The organism is Pseudomonas sp. CCC3.1 (assembly GCF_034347405.1).
In the GTDB taxonomy this organism is placed as follows: domain Bacteria; phylum Pseudomonadota; class Gammaproteobacteria; order Pseudomonadales; family Pseudomonadaceae; genus Aquipseudomonas.
The window spans coordinates 2,506,626-2,522,367 of sequence record NZ_CP133778.1 but is presented as its reverse complement, the minus strand read 5'-3'; the positions used below and the strand labels follow the sequence as shown (position 1 = coordinate 2,522,367).

Below are 15,742 nucleotides of genomic sequence, written 5' to 3'. Positions count from 1 at the left end.
GCCGGGCTTCCAAATGAAGTGATGCGGGCGTCTTGCCCGCCAATGCACTGCATTTAAAAACACTCGCCCCCCACGGCTGCGGTATCCCGCTATACCGGACCGCCTGGAAGTGACCCGCAACCAACGCCGGTCATTTTTTATCCCCGCCCGATCGGGCCTCCAGGTTGACCTTTAACGTGCTGGACTGAGGCTGAGAATCTTCCAGCCGCCACTCTGTGCCAATGCTGGCCGTCACAAGGTCGGCGTCAATCAGGCTTTGCTGCGGCGCTTTTACGTTGCGGCGGTCGATGTCGAGCTTGGCCTGACCGCTGAGGTCAGGCGCTTTGGCAGCGGGACTCGGCTCAAGTGGATTGAGCGGCGTGACGCGCTCTTCAGTGAGGCCTGTACCCAGGGCCACGTTCCAGTTGTTATGGCGCTGACTTGATTGCGCAGCGGCTTGTACCACGCCACCTTTCTCGGCACTCACGTTGACACTTGGCGCTTGGATGCGCGTCCCCAGTAGATGAATAGCGTCTGCACTGCGCGCACCACTGGCCAGTGTCACGTTTGCGTGGCTGTAGAGCTGCGAAGCAGTGAGTGTCCGGTCATGCTCCGACACGTTGGCCACACTCAGGCTGGCATTCAGGTTGCCTTGGCGGGTGTCGCTTTCGGCGCCGTGAACGACACTCGCGCCCAGCGCAATGCCGCCACCCACCTCGTTGGCGCGCTTGCTGTGGGTCGCGGTGGCGGCTTGCAGATCGAGCTTGCCACCCGCATTGAGACGAATAGCACCGGCCTTGTCTGCCCCGTGACCGAGCTGACTGCCTTGCAAGGTCAGGTTGCCACCGCTGCGCAGGTTGATCGATCCGGTACCCAGTAGGGTTGCAACGAGAGGCTGGCTGTCATCGGCCTGCAACGTGCGGCTGTGCAACTTCGCACCCACGCTTGCATTGACGTTGGTATCCCCGGACGTTCCCAGCGTCAGTGATCCGCTGCCCTCCAGGGCCTTGCCGGTCTCGCTTTTAAGGTTATTGGCCTGATTCAAGGCAAGGCTTTCGCCTGCGCTCAGGGAAATGCCTCCTTCGTGGCCGTTGAACTGGCTGCCTTCATAACGGGCATCTCCCTTGGTATCGATGCTGATCCCTTGTGCCCCGCTGAAACTGCCCACCTGCGCCGTTTGAGTCTGCGTGCGCTGATCCTGGCTGCCGCCTGACCCGTTGAGACGTGTATTGAGGTCTTCACCCGTCGACGTGTAAAGCCGCCCGCCCACCTGCACAGTTAGCCCCTGCTCATGACGTTGATGAGTATCGACGGCCGCTGTGGCGTCATGGCTGCCCGCCTTGATCGTCAGTTCACCTTGATTGGCGCTGTAGTGAGTGCCTTGGTCTTGCAAGGTGCCAGCGACATTGACCTGCACCGAACCCCCACTGAACCGGCTGGATGTTGCGCTGCTGTCCTCACCGGATCGGGTCATGTTCGAGGAGCCGCCATCCACGTCCAGCCCAAGATTGGCAGTGCCTGAAGTTAGCGGTTTCAAGGCGTCTCCAACTGAGCCTTGAGCCAGTTGCTGGAGCTTTTTCTCGATGGGCCGGGTGATGCCTTTGTACTCGACATTAGCCCCGCTTTCAGCCTGCCAACTGCTCTGTGCATGTGTGCTGGACTCGGTGGTGCGGGCCGCCTGGTTATCAACCCGTGACGCAGTGACCTGCAACGCATCGCCAGCACTGATTTGCGCGCCCTGGGTGCTGAGTGTGTCTGCGGCCGAAACACTCAATGTGCCAGCGGCGCTGATCCCGCTGACCTGCGCGCGGACTTGATCCAGCGTGCCGTGCTGGCTTTGCTGGCCGCCTTCGATGCCGCTGCCCGCCTTGTCCAGCCCTGCGGTGTAGAAAACACCGCCGCCGCTTTTGCGTTGGTCAGTTGTGGTCGTGGTGCTGTCATGCGCGGCCGTCAACGCGATCTGTTGGGCGCTCAGGTTCGCATCGCCCCGGGTCGCTTTAAGCTCGGCCCCCTTAACGCTCAACGCGTTCCCGGCGTTGACCACCAGCGAGCCACCGCTGAGGGTGGCACCTTGCTGTACCGTCGAATCGGTGCCAGCGGCCTGCTTTTGGTCTTCATAGCGCACGCCCGCACGGAACTGATGGCTGCCTTGCGCGGTTTCCAGGGTGTAGCCGGTGAAACCACGGGTATGGGTCTGACTGACTTCGTGAGTGGTGTTTGGCGCCGAATCAATGTTGATATCGCCTTTGGCGAGCACGTTCAGATCGCCCTGCGCAGTCACTTGCGAACCGCGTACTGTCAGGTCTTTGGCGCTGCTGAGGGTGAGATTGCTGTCCGAGCGCAATTGGCTGGCGACGTGGGTGTTGCGCTTGAGTTCCTTGCTGGCTTCATGCTTGGTCAGGCCGAAAAATTGACTGTCCAGGCGATAGCTACTGTCGTGGGACGTATTGTTCACGCCATCAATCACCAGCGAGCCCTTGTCGCTGATCACACTGGCTTGCTGACCGCCATGCACCTGACTGGCGCTGATCTTCACGTTATCGGCACGCACGATCAATGCGCCGTCGGCATTGACCTTGCTGGCGACGTGCGCCGTTTTACCCTGGTCATCACGGCCCTTATTCCCAAAGAAACTGCCGCCCACCAAGTCGCCGGAGTAGGCCTTGCCGCTGCGTGTGTGAGTGCCCGCCACACTGCTGATGTCCACCGCTCGGGCATTGATCCGGATATCTCCCGGGGTTTGCACATCAGCGCCTTGCAGTTGCACGGTTTGCTGGCTGTTCAGCTCAAGGTGTTGCCCGGCCTTGAGGCTGCTGGTGACACTGCGCTGATCGCGGCTGCTCTCGTCCCAATTGGCTTTCCACAGGTGTTTGCGATGCGCTCCGCGGTCGCGAGTGGCATGGATCTCGTCAGCAGCAATCAGGCGCAGGTTATCGGTACTGTTGATGCGCAGGGTATCGCCAGCCTCGATGCTGCTGGCCTGGATGGCGCTGGTGCCGCCGGACGTCAGCGTAGCCGCGTGCCCCGCAGCGATGCGGTTGCCGTGCTGGCGGGACTGTTCATCGGTGCTGGTGCGATCAAAGGTTTCATACGTGAAGAGAAAATTATGGTGGTCCCACTGCTCGCGCTGCTCCTGCAGCTTGCGACTTTCAAGGCTGCTCAGGGTCAGGTTACGGCCCGCGTCGAGTACCACATCGCGCCCGCTGACATCAGTCGCAGACAGGTTCAAATTGTCAGCGCTGTGCAGCACCACATCACCCTGGCGACTGCTCAACGTGGCACGGCTGACATCCAGGCTGTTGGCCTGCGTTTTGCCACTGATGTCGAGATCGCCAGCGGAACTGACCGTCACCCCGTCGCGTCCCTCGACAGGCACGGCGCCCATCTTGACACCTGCACCTTGGGCGGTGCTGACGATGTTGATTCGCCCTGCCTGCATCGCGCCAAACAGGCGGGCGTCAATGCGTGAGTCCTGTGCCTGACTGGCGGGATCGACCTCGCGCACCTGGCCGCTGGCAGCCGCGACGGTATTGCGTCCCACCGTCAGGTTCAGGTCGTCATGGGCCTTGATAAGGCCCTGACTGTCGATTTGCGGGGCAATCAGCTGAAGAGAGCCTTGAGGGTTTTGCAGGCCATGCTCGCGCACCGTCAATTGGCCTCGGGCGTCATACGTGTTCAAGGCATCCAGTCTGCCATCCAGCAGTTGCGGGCGGCCGACGACCAACTGCGCATTCGGCGTATTGATGAAGCTGGCGCCATTGACCGAAATGCCATTGGGATTGGCCAGCACATAATCCGCCGCCCGGCCAAAAATCTCCTGAGTCCCGTTGAGGGTCGAGGCATTGCGGCTTATCACTTCATTCAGAATCACGCTCGCCGCCTGCCCTTGAAACTGCGCGTTACCTGCCAATGACCCGGCCAGTTGCGAAATCCCTCCCTGCACGGCGTTGTTGAGCACCAGGCCCTGTCGCTCAACGTTGTAATCAAGAAACTGGTTATGGGACAAACCACCTGCATCAGGCGCGACAATATCGATGACGGGCACCCCGCCTTGAATGTGCACGTGCGGGGCTGCGCCCGCCCCCTCGGCCACCGTCAACCCCTGTGCCAGCAGTTGAGGGGGCAACAGCAACAGGACGGCGATAAGCGTGCGCAGTTTGCCTTTTGGGGAGAGGTGAAAGCAGTGGGAGGTGGTTGGCATAGGTCGCTCACTTGTAACGGTACTTGAAGACAGAGGGTTCACATCAGCAGGCTCAGGCGGGCAAGCCAGATCTGTGACTCGGGGGCAAACTGCGCCGGACGGCTCAGGCTGTGTTGATAATCGAGGTCGAGCTGGACGTGCTTCCATGCCAGGTTGAGGCCCACGCTGGCAGCACTCATGCGTGCATCGGGGGTGCTTTGCAGCCCCTTGATCCAGCCCGCATCGATGCCCAGATACGGGGTGAGCCGCACGGGCAAATCGCTGTTCAACGGCAAGCGCAGCGTGTTGCGCCACAACGCAGCCGTGGCGCCCGATGCACTGTTCTGACGAAAGCCGCGTACCGCCGAATCATCGGTGACCAACAGTTGCTCAATGACCGGTAGCGGGTCAGGGCTGTACTGCCACGAGAACTGGCTCTGCCATTGCCACTGCTGCCCCTGATAAAGACCGTTGCGCCACCGGCCAACACTGGCGCGATATCGCTTGAATTGCGCTTTGGGCAGATGACGCGAAAGCCGGTCCGAGTCGTCGTCCGCACCCAACTCATGCAGGCCCCGGCCGTAGTTGAGGTCCAGACTCCACACCCCGCTGTCAAGCCAGAACAGGCTGAGGCCGGACTCGACCACGGCCAGGGTCGGGCTCTGGATAGCGAGGCGCGTTTTGGCCAGGTAGCTGTCGACGTTCTTGTAAGCCAGTTGGCCATAGACGCTGAGCAAAACGTCCTGTTTGCGCCACAGCACGCGGTCACTGCGCAGGCCGAACTGGTCGGCTCGACCACTTGAATAGAGCGTGGTGCGCCTGAGTTTGAGCGGGACGCGGTATTCGACATGGCTGGCGAACAGGCTGTGGGTCCAGTAACCATAAGGCAGGGCGTAAATCAGACTGACGCTGCGGCTGTAGCGTGGTCCGGCATTGAGCGTGCCGCTGAAGCTGACATTGACGGAGTCGTTAAGCTGCAACGGGCTGTCCAGGCTCAGGCTCAGCGTGCTGCGATCGCGGCCTGAACCGGCGGAGCCCAGCGTGTCCAGGCCCAGCGCCGCCGCCCAGGCCGGGTTGTTTGCTTGCGAGCGAAGGATGACCCGCGAAGCGCCGGGCCTGCTCCCCGGGGTTATATCGGCAACCAAATCCAGCGAGCGCAACCGGTTGAGCTGGTCCAGCCCCTGCTCCAGATGCCTCAGCTCAAGCGGCTTGCCAAGCATGCCGGGGAACGCCCCGGCCAACCACACGGGCAGACTTTGATCGGCCAGTTCAATCGCTTCGAGGTAGCCTTCATCGACATGAATTTCCAGCGGCTGCCCGTGCGCCACAGGCTTGACCAGATAGGCGCGACTAGCGATGTAGCCAGCGTCGAGGTAGAGCCGGGTGAGTTCGACCAGCAGGTGATTGATGCGGTTCACGCCCATGCACGCCGTTATCAGGGGAGCCAGGTGCTCGCGCAGGCTGGCGGCGTCAAACAGCGTGACACCGGACAAGCGCAAGGCACTCGGCGTCCAGCAACCGTGCTCGGCCAAGCGGTGGGCAGGCGAATCGGTTTTTTGCGCTTGCACCGCTGATTGCTCCCGCTGCAATTGCTGCATGCGCTGCTCTTGCTGAAGACGCTGAAAATCGCGTTGCTGCTGTTGCTGTAGTTGCAGCACCGACTGGCTGGCTTGCAGGTCTTCGACAGCAGGCAATGCCGACGGGTACAGGCTAAGCATCAACAGCATCAGTCGATTGCTGGAGCGGGGCTGATTGGGCATAAGACATCCTTAACGTAAACCTACGTGGAGTGTCTTGCGGCCACTGAACGGGGCTGACCTTGAAAGGGCAAGCGCTGCAAAGATCACTCTGTGGATGATCACATCCACACGGAATTAATACATAAAGTATTAATCATTGAGGTGTCCAATGAATCTTTGCAGGTCGTTTAATGGCGAGAGTTGAACGGTGGCCAGAATGCAGGACGCAGACGTCGCGAGGAGGTACCGCTGAAAAACAGGAGAATTATTTCAGAATGATACGGCGCGCGTTTGCAGCCCCGGTCAAGGAACTGCAAACCTCAGCGTTATTCGCCGGGGATAACCTCAGCCGATTGAGCGGTTGGTGAACTGACCGTCCACCAAGCGCTGAATGCCCAGCGGGTTCGCATTTTTCAACACATCGGGCAACAGGCTGTCAGGGTAATTCTGGAGACACACCGGACGCAGGAAACGATCGATGGCCAAGGTTCCCACCGAGGTGCCTCGGGCATCAGACGTTGCCGGGTACGGGCCGCCATGGACCATCGAATCGCACACCTCAACACCCGTCGGGTAGCCGTTGAGCAGCACGCGTCCGACTTTTTGCTCCAGCAGCGCAGTCAGCTCACTGAACGATTCGAAGTCGGCTGACTCACCGATCAGCGTGGCAGTCAGTTGCCCGCGCAAACCGTTGATGGCGGCACTGAGCTGGGCCTGATCGGCCACTTCAATGATGACAGTGGTCGGGCCAAAAACTTCCTCTTGCAACACCTCATCGCCGTCCAGCAACAGGCTGGCATCGGCCTTGAACAGCTGTGGCCGGGCCTGATTGCCCTGCTGCGGCTGCCCCGCCACGTGCTCGATGCGCGCATGGCCGAGCAACGCCTCCACGCCTTTGCCATAACTGCGCAAAGTGCCTGCATTGAGCATGGTCTGCGCTGGCTGCTCGCTGATTTGCCCGGCCAATTGCTCGATGAATGCCGTAAACGCAGGAGATTGGATGCCGATGACCAGACCGGGGTTGGTGCAGAACTGCCCGCAACCTTGCACCACCGACGCGGCCAGCTCTCGGGCGATGGTGGCGCTGCGTACCGTCAATGCCTGCGGCAGGATAATCACCGGGTTGATGCTCGACATTTCGGCGAATACCGGAATGGGCTGAGGTCGTGCTGCGGCCATGTCGCACAGCGCACGGCCGCCGTGCAGCGACCCGGTAAACCCCACTGCCTGAATGGCCGGGTGTTTGACCAGTGCTTCGCCGACCCCGGAACCATAAATCATGTTGAACACGCCACCCGGCATACCCGTACGTTCAGCGGCACGCATCAGCGCATCCGCCACCCATTCAGCCGTGGCCATGTGCCCGCTGTGGGCCTTGAACACCACCGGGCAACCGGCGGCCAGCGCCGAAGCGGTGTCGCCCCCGGCGGTGGAAAATGCCAGAGGGAAATTGCTCGCACCAAACACCGCCACCGGCCCCAGGCCAATGCGGTACTGGCGTAAATCCGGGCGCGGCAATGGCGCACGATCCGGTAACGCCTGATCAATCCGCGCGCCATAAAAATCACCGCGGCGCAGTACCTTGGCGAACAGGCGCATTTGCCCGCTGGTGCGGCCACGCTCACCCTGGATGCGCCCCGCTGGCAACGCCGTTTCGCGGCACACGAGGGCGACAAACTCATCACCCAGCGCATCCAGCTCATCAGCGATGGCGTCGAGAAATTCGGCGCGTCGTTCAGCGCTCAGCGCACGAAAGCGCGGGTAAGCGCTGGCAGCCGCCTTGGCGGCGCGGTCCACTTCACCCGGCGTGGCTTGATGAAAGTCATAGGCCAGGGTTTCGCCGCTCGTGGCATCGACACTCTTGACGATAACGCTGCCTTCGGCGCTGCGTTGGCCGCCGATGTAATTGTGACCGAGGATCTGAGTCATAACCTTGTCCCTTTTAAAGTGTGCCAATCGCGCCGGGGTTGAACACTGCGTCGACAGGTTGAATGCCATTGATCAGCGGGGCTCCGAATTCGGCCTGGCTGATTTCAAACCGGTCGCCCGGTTGCGTGCGAATGCCATCGCCAAACGACAGGGTGGCGGTGCCGAAGAAGTGGATATGCACATCACCCGGACGCAGGAACTGGCTGTATTTGAAGTGGTGATATTCAAGATTTTCCAGGCTGTGGCACATATTGGCCTCACCACTAAGGAACTCGTTCTCCCACAGCACCTCGCCGTCACGGATGATTCGGCTGCGGCCCGCCAGATGCTGCGGCAACTCACCGACGCGCAGTTCCGGGCCAAACGAGCAACTGCGCAGTTTGGAATGAGCCAGGTACAGGTAGTTCTTGCGCTCCATCACATGGTCAGAGAACTCGTTGCCCACCGCAAAGCCCAGCCGGTAAGGCTTGCCGTCGTGACCAATCACATAAAGGCCGCCAATCTCCGGCTCTTCACCGGCATCTTCAGCAAATGGCGGCAGAGGAAACGCCGCACCGGGGCGCACCACCGTGCTGCCATCGCCTTTATAGAACCATTCCGGTTGCACACCCGCCTGCCCGGCAGCCGGCTTACCGCCTTCTACACCCCATTTGAAGATGCGCATGGTGTCGGTCAGCGTGGCTTCGTCGCCCGCCTGCTGATGCATTTTGTCGCGCGCCGAGGCGCTGCCCAGATGTGTCAGGCCAGTGCCGCTGATCAGCATGTGAGCTGGATCCGGATGATCCAGTGGCGGCAAAATGCGCAACTCGCTCAGCAATGCCTGGTAGTCATGCGTCTCGCCCAGCCCCTGCGCTTGCACCTGCTGCGCCAGGCCGACAGACGCCTCAATCGCCGCCAGTGCGAGCTCACGCACGCTGGTTGCGCCCTGCACTTCACGCACCTGACCCGCCTCCACCACGCCGACGCGTCGCTCACCGTTGTTCAATTCAAACTGTACTAAACGCATAGTCATTCTCTCTCTTGAAATTCGATTCAGCGTTGGCTGGCCGGACGGGCACTAGCAGCAAAATCGCTGGATTTGAGTGCGTGTTTACGCTCAAGCAGGCGGTACACCACCCCGGTGAGGAGCAATCCGAACACCATGACGCCCGACAGGAAATACAGGCCCGAAGCCAGGTTGCCGGTGTATTCCTTGAGCGCCCCGATCACGAACGGGCCGATATAGCCGCCCAGGTTGCCGACCGAGTTGATCAGGGCAATCCCCGCCGCCGCACTGGCGCCAGCAAAGAAGCGACCCGGCAACGTCCAGAAGATCGCCGTGCAGGAAAACAGAGAGAATGCCACCAGACACAACGCCGCCAATTGCAACGCTGGAACGGTCGACCACGCACTGCAGAACAAGCCGATTGCACCCAACACATACAGCACCGCCAAGTGACCGTAGCGGTCATTCAAACGGTCGGAACTGCGCGGGATAAACAGCAGGCCGATGATGCCGAAGATGTACGGCACCGAGGACACAAACCCGGTGGTCAAGTCGCTGCCGCCAAACTGTTTGATCAGCGTCGGCAACCACAGGCCCAGGCCATAAATGCTCAGGGTCACAGGCAGATAGAACAACGCGAGCAGCAATACACGCTTGTCTTTGAGGGCATGCAGCGGGTTGCCGTGGCGGGTCTGGCCATACTCCTTCAAGTCTTTTTCAAGCTCACCGACCAGCCAGTCCTTCTCGCGCTGGTCCATCCATTTGACCTGTTGCGGGCCATCCGGCAAGTAACGCAGCACCGGCCAGGTCAACAGAATGGCGGGCATCCCGATCACGATAAACAGCCATTGCCAGCCGTGCAGACCGAGCACGCCGTCCATGCCAAGCAAGCCGCCAGACACGGGTCCGGTAATCATCATGGCGATGGGTTGCGAGAGGATAAACAGCCCCAGAATCTTGCCGCGGTGGCGTACCGGAAACCACTGAGTGATGTAATACAGCACCCCAGGGAAGAAGCCCGCCTCGGCCACACCCAGCAAAAAGCGCATCACATAGAAGCTGTGCGCGCCTTGTACAAAGGCCATGCCAATGGTGATAGCGCCCCAGGTCAGCATGATTCTGGCGAACCAGCGCCGGGCGCCGAAACGCTCAAGCATCAGGTTGCTGGGGATTTCCATCAGAAAGTAACCGATAAAAAACAGCCCTGCGCCCAGACCGTAAGCCGCATCACCAATGCCGATGTCGGCGCCCATGTGCAGCTTGGCAAAGCCCACAGCAGAGCGGTCTACGTAAGCAATCAGGTAGAGCAGAATCAGAAACGGAATGAGTTTGAGCGTAATACGACGAATAAGCCGGAGTTCCTGGCTCATGAGATGGGTCTCCCATTGTTTTTGTTATGGCACCTCTGGAGTGGCCTCAGGTGCGCAGGCACCAGGATCAGCTCTCAGTCGGACGGACTATATAGTAATACTATTTAACCAACAACTCTTCCATTAAGGCTTTATTAAGGCTAATTTAGGCTCATCAAAACGTATTAGTCATACAATAAGAGAGCCTGCCATGTCTGATAAAACCCCTCCCCTGCGTTCCGCCCAATGGTTTGGCAGCGCGGATAAAAACGGCTTCATGTACCGCAGTTGGATGAAGAACCAAGGCATTGCCGACCATCAGTTCCAAGGCAAACCGATCATTGGTATCTGCAACACCTGGTCTGAGCTGACCCCGTGCAACGCCCACTTCCGCACCATTGCAGAACACGTCAAACGCGGTGTGATTGAGGCCGGGGGGTTCCCGGTGGAGTTTCCGGTGTTCTCCAATGGCGAATCCAACTTGCGCCCGACCGCCATGCTGACGCGCAACCTGGCGAGCATGGACGTGGAAGAAGCCATTCGTGGTAACCCGATTGACGGCGTGGTGCTGTTGACCGGCTGCGATAAAACTACCCCGGCCCTGTTGATGGGTGCTGCGAGTTGCGACGTGCCCGCCATCGTGGTCACTGGCGGCCCCATGCTCAACGGCAAGCACAAAGGCAAAGACATCGGCGCCGGTACCATCGTTTGGCAAATGCACGAATCGTACAAGGCAGGCAATATCAGCCTCGACGAATTCCTGTCCGCCGAAGCCGGCATGTCACGCTCGGCAGGCACCTGTAACACCATGGGCACCGCCTCAACCATGGCCTGCATGGCGGAAGCGCTGGGCACGTCCCTACCGCACAATGCCGCCATTCCGGCAGTCGATTCGCGCCGCTATGTCCTGGCCCACATGTCTGGCATGCGTGCCGTGCAGATGGTGCGTGAAGACTTGCGTCTGTCCAAAGTACTGACCAAAGAAGCCTTTGAAAACGCGATCCGGGTCAATGCGGCCATCGGCGGCTCGACCAACGCGGTGATCCACCTTAAAGCCATTGCTGGGCGCATCGGCGTCGATCTTGAGCTGGACGACTGGACCCGCATCGGCCGTGGCACCCCGACCCTCGTTGACTTGCAGCCTTCAGGGCGCTTCCTGATGGAAGAGTTCTATTACGCGGGCGGGCTGCCTGCGGTGCTGCGCCGCTTGGGCGAAAACAACCTGATCCCGCACCCGAACGCCCTGACCGTCAACGGCCAAAGCCTGTGGGAAAACGTTAAGAACTCACCGATCTATGGCGACGACGAAGTCATCCGCGCCATTGAAAATCCGCTGGTGGCCGATGGCGGCATCTGCGTATTACGCGGCAACCTGGCGCCACTGGGCGCGGTGCTCAAGCCCTCAGCGGCTACTCCTGCCTTGATGAAGCATCGTGGGCAAGCGGTCGTGTTTGAAAACTTCGACATGTACAAGGCACGCATCAACGACCCGGAGCTTGACGTTACGGCCGATTCGATTCTGGTGATGAAAAACTGCGGACCCAAGGGTTATCCGGGCATGGCCGAGGTCGGCAACATGGGCTTGCCCGCCAAACTGCTGGCCCAGGGCGTGACCGACATGGTGCGTATCTCGGATGCCCGCATGAGCGGCACCGCGTACGGCACCGTGGTCTTGCACGTCGCCCCGGAAGCCGCTGCTGGCGGGCCTTTGGCGGCCGTGCAGGAAGGCGACTGGATTGAACTGGATTGCCACAGCGGGCGTTTGCATCTGGACATCAGCGACGCCGAACTGGCCGCGCGCCTTGCCGATATCGAGCCGCCTAAAAACCTGCTGATCGGCGGCTATCGCCAGCTGTACATCGACCATGTGATGCAGGCCGACCAAGGCTGCGACTTCGACTTTCTGGTCGGCTGCCGTGGCTCAGAAGTACCGCGTCACTCGCACTAACCGTGCGGGCAGCGAGGCTGCGTCCCTATACGCGGCTTCGCTGCCAAATCAAGCTACCCAGCTATTTCAACCAGAGCGCGCCAGGCGCGGGTTTAGGCGGCGCCTGTTATGATCGACGCTTTTCACCGACAGGATCGACTCGCGCCCAATGGATTATCGTCAGCCCTCCGAGCGCAAAAGCATGCATGCGCGCATCGTTCAAGAACTCGGCATGCAGATTGTTTCCGGGCGTTTTAAACCCGATGACAAATTGCCCGCTGAAGCCTTGCTCTGCGAAGAATATGCGGTCAGCCGTCCGGTGCTGCGTGAAGCCACCCGCGTGTTAGTGGCCAAAGGTCTGGTGTATTCCAAACCCCGCGTTGGCACGGTGGTCAAAGCTCGACGCGAATGGCACATGCTCGACCCCGATGTGCTGCACTGGCTGATGCAAAGCTCACCGCAAAATGAGTTTTTTGCCTTGCTGACCAGTGTGCGCAGCATTATCGAACCGGCAGTCGCCGCCCTCGCCGCTCAACATGCAACCGATGAGGATGTGGCCTCGATCCGCGAAGCCTACGAGCGCATGGAAAAGGCACAGAGCCCCGAGGCGCTGTTGCAGCCAGATCTGGATTTTCATAGCCGTATTGCGGATGCGACCCACAATGATTTGCTGGCCAATCTGTGCAACATGCTGTCGCTGGCGTTGCGTGAAGCGTTGAAGCACTCTAATCAACGGCCCAACCTGCATGAGTTGGCGTTGCCTCGGCACAAAGCGATTTTGACGGCTATTGAGAACCACGACGCACTGGGCGCACAGCATGCCACGCTGGTGCAACTGGATGATGCGCGCACGGCACTGGATGTGGTGTTGGGGCGGGATATTGGAATAACGAACTAGCCCTGTAGGAGCGAGCTTGTCTCGCGAGCTTTTAAAAGATCAAAAGATCGCGAGGCAAGCTCGCTCCTACACGGATTAGCAGGTTTTACGCCAGGCTTTTGCTCACCACTTCAAACACGTCACTCGACAGTTCGCCTGAGTTACGAATGCGTTCCAGCTCGGCCTTCATCAGCGCCTGACGGGCGCTGTCGTATTTGCGCCAGCGGGTCAACGGTGCCAGTTGGCGCGAGGCGATCTGCGGGTTGAAGCCATTGAGCTGGATCACCAGGTCCGCCAGGAAGCGGTAGCCCGAACCATCAGCTGCATGGAAGTTGATCAGGTTCTGCCCGGCAAATGCCCCCACCAACGCCCGGACTTTGTTCGGGTTTTTGAGGGTGAACGCAGGGTGTTCCATCAGTTGCTGAACGCGCTGCAAACCACCCGGCAACGGGCTGGCTGCCTGCACGCTGAACCATTGATCCATGACCAGCGGGTTGTCTTTGAAGTGCTCGGCAAAACTGGCGAGCGCGGCGGCTTTTTCAGTTTCAAACGGCGAGTTGACCAACACCGCCAGCGCAGTCAGGCGCTCGGTCATGTTGTCGCTGTGCTCGAACTGTTCCAGGGTGGCCGCCAACACTTCTGGCTTGCCACTGAGGCTCAGATACGACAAGGCAATGTTTTGCAGGCTGCGACGGGCAAAATGTTCCGCTTCGGCCACGTACGGGGTGGCTTTGGACACCTCACGGTTGGCCTGGTAGCGCGCCCACAGATCGTCAAACAGGCTGTCAGCCAGTTGCTTGCGGGCAAACTCACGGGCGACGTGAATGGCTTCAACGTCAGCCACTTCGCTGATTTCAGTGAGGTAGGCTTCACCCGGCAGCGACAGCATTTCAGCGACCATCGCCTGATCCAGTTGCTGATTGTTCAGCACGCTGCGCAGCGCCTCAACCAGACGCGAGTCCATGACCAGCGCTTCGCCACGCTGGTGTTGAGCAATCAGTGTTTGCAGCACTTGCACAGACAGTTGCTGGCCCGCATCCCAACGGTTGAAACCATCGGTGTCGTGTTGCATCAGGAACACCAGCTGGTCACTGCTGTACGCGAACTGCAATTTGACCGGCGCCGAGAAGCCACGCAGCAAGGACGCCACGGGCTGCTCATTGATGCCCACAAACGTGAAGGTCTGCTCAGCTTCTGTGACCGACAGCACGCGGCTAGTCCCCGCAGCAACGGACTCGCCCGCCAGTTGCAGCGCCAGTTCATCGCCCTGGGCATTCAGCAGGCCCAGTTCGACCGGAATCACAAACGGCAGCTTCTCAACTTTATCCGGAGTCTGCGGGCAGCTTTGGGCAAAGGTCAGGCTGTAGGTTTTCTGCGCGGCATCATACTGCTCGCTGACGGCCAGACGCGGGGTGCCCGCTTGGCTGTACCAGCGCTTGAACTGGGTCAGGTCGGCGCCATTGGCGTCTTCCATGGCCTTTATGAAGTCATCGCAGGTCACAGCCTGGCCATCGTGGCGTTCAAAGTACAGGTCGCTACCTTTGCGGAAGCCTTCTGCACCGAGCAAGGTGTGGAGCATGCGCACCACTTCTGAGCCCTTCTCATACACCGTCAGGGTGTAGAAGTTAGAAATCTCGATAAAGCTCTCAGGGCGCACCGCGTGAGCCATCGGGCCTGCGTCTTCAGCGAACTGGTGAGTGCGCAGGAAGGCCACGTCCTGGATTCGCTTGACCACGCGTGAGTTCATGTCGGCCGAAAATTCGGAGTCGCGAAATACCGTGAACCCTTCTTTTAGCGACAACTGGAACCAGTCGCGGCAGGTCACGCGGTTGCCCGACCAGTTGTGGAAGTATTCGTGGGCAACAATCGCTTCGACCCGCTGGTGGGCGGCGTCGGTCGCGGTTTCGGCGCGGGCCAGCACGGCGCTGGAGTTGAAGATGTTGAGACCCTTGTTCTCCATCGCGCCCATGTTGAAGTCGTTGACGGCCACGATCATGAAGATGTCCAGATCGTATTCACGGCCGTAGGTTTCTTCGTCCCAGCGCATGGACTTTTTCAGGCTGTTCATCGCGTGCTGACACTTGTCGATGTTTTCCGGCTCGACATAAATGCGCAGCGCGACGGTGCGTTCAGTCATGGTGGTGAAGGTGTCTTCAACGCACCACAGATCTCCCGCGACCAAGGCAAACAGGTAGGCCGGTTTTTTGAACGGGTCTTCCCAGGTTGCCCAGTGTCGGCCATCTTCACCGGGGCCACTGGCAATCGGGTTGCCGTTGGACAGCAGGACCGGGTAGCGATGCTGTTCGGCCAGTACGGTGGTGGTGAAGGTGCTCATCACGTCCGGGCGGTCGAGGTAATAGGTGATCTTGCGAAAGCCTTCGGCTTCGCATTGGGTGCAGAACATCGTGCCGGACTTGTACAAGCCTTCCAGCGCGGTATTGGATTCGGGGTGGATCTTGACGCTGGTGTCGACCACAAAGTGTTTGGTGGTCGGATGCAACGTCAGGTGGCTGTCGGTCAGCTCATAGTCGGCCGAGGTCAGGTCGGCGTCTTCAAGCTGGACGGACAGCAGTTCCAGTTGTTGTCCGTCCAGCACCAATGCCGGAAAACCCGCACCGCGCTCCGGATTACGGCGCATCACCAGTTGCGCATGGACCAGTGTGTGGTCCTCGAACAACTCGAAGGTCAGGTGCGTCTCGTCGATCAGGTACTCGGGCGCCTGGTAGTCCTTCAGGTAGATCATTTGCGGTTGTTCGGTGCGCATGCAGGAATCCTTC

Annotated in this window: 8 protein-coding genes; 2 read left to right on the top strand and 6 right to left on the bottom strand. The window is 59.9% G+C overall.

Features of this window, described 5'->3' with window-relative positions; translation table 11 throughout:
• Positions 1-130 precede the first annotated feature (130 nt).
• The 5 genes from RHM56_RS11435 to RHM56_RS11415 form a co-directional block, all read right to left on the bottom strand.
• The gene (locus tag RHM56_RS11435; RefSeq protein ID WP_322241300.1) at positions 131-4,180 is read right to left on the bottom strand and encodes a hemagglutinin repeat-containing protein; all 4,050 of its coding nucleotides are present in this window, start codon (positions 4,178-4,180) and stop codon (positions 131-133) included.
• A gap of 38 nt (positions 4,181-4,218) precedes the next feature.
• Positions 4,219-5,919 (bottom strand): ShlB/FhaC/HecB family hemolysin secretion/activation protein, encoded by a 1,701-nt coding sequence (locus RHM56_RS11430; RefSeq protein WP_322241299.1) that lies wholly within the window; start codon positions 5,917-5,919, stop codon positions 4,219-4,221.
• 324 nt (positions 5,920-6,243) lie between these two features.
• Entirely contained in the window at positions 6,244-7,827 is a 1,584-nt protein-coding gene (locus RHM56_RS11425; protein WP_322241297.1) for an aldehyde dehydrogenase (NADP(+)), read from the bottom strand.
• Between the two features lie 13 nt (positions 7,828-7,840).
• Positions 7,841-8,833 carry an AraD1 family protein gene (araD1, locus tag RHM56_RS11420; RefSeq protein ID WP_322241756.1) on the bottom strand — a complete coding sequence of 331 codons (993 nt, stop codon included), beginning with the start codon at positions 8,831-8,833 and terminating at the stop codon, positions 7,841-7,843.
• A gap of 26 nt (positions 8,834-8,859) precedes the next feature.
• Positions 8,860-10,182 (bottom strand): MFS transporter, encoded by a 1,323-nt coding sequence (locus tag RHM56_RS11415; RefSeq protein ID WP_322241296.1) that lies wholly within the window; start codon positions 10,180-10,182, stop codon positions 8,860-8,862.
• Between the two features lie 190 nt (positions 10,183-10,372).
• Between RHM56_RS11415 and RHM56_RS11410 the strand changes: the two genes are divergently transcribed.
• Both RHM56_RS11410 and RHM56_RS11405 read left to right on the top strand, forming a co-directional pair.
• Positions 10,373-12,109, top strand: coding sequence for an IlvD/Edd family dehydratase (locus RHM56_RS11410; protein ID WP_322241295.1), 1,737 nt, complete (start codon positions 10,373-10,375; stop codon positions 12,107-12,109).
• Positions 12,110-12,257: 148 nt separating this feature from the next.
• Positions 12,258-12,986: a FadR/GntR family transcriptional regulator gene (locus tag RHM56_RS11405; protein ID WP_322241294.1), complete on the top strand. Its 729-nt coding sequence runs from the start codon at positions 12,258-12,260 to the stop codon at positions 12,984-12,986.
• Positions 12,987-13,071: 85 nt separating this feature from the next.
• Here RHM56_RS11405 and pepN read toward each other — a convergent pair whose 3' ends face one another.
• Positions 13,072-15,729: an aminopeptidase N gene (gene pepN / locus RHM56_RS11400; RefSeq protein WP_322241293.1), complete on the bottom strand. Its 2,658-nt coding sequence runs from the start codon at positions 15,727-15,729 to the stop codon at positions 13,072-13,074.
• Positions 15,730-15,742: the final 13 nt, after the last annotated feature.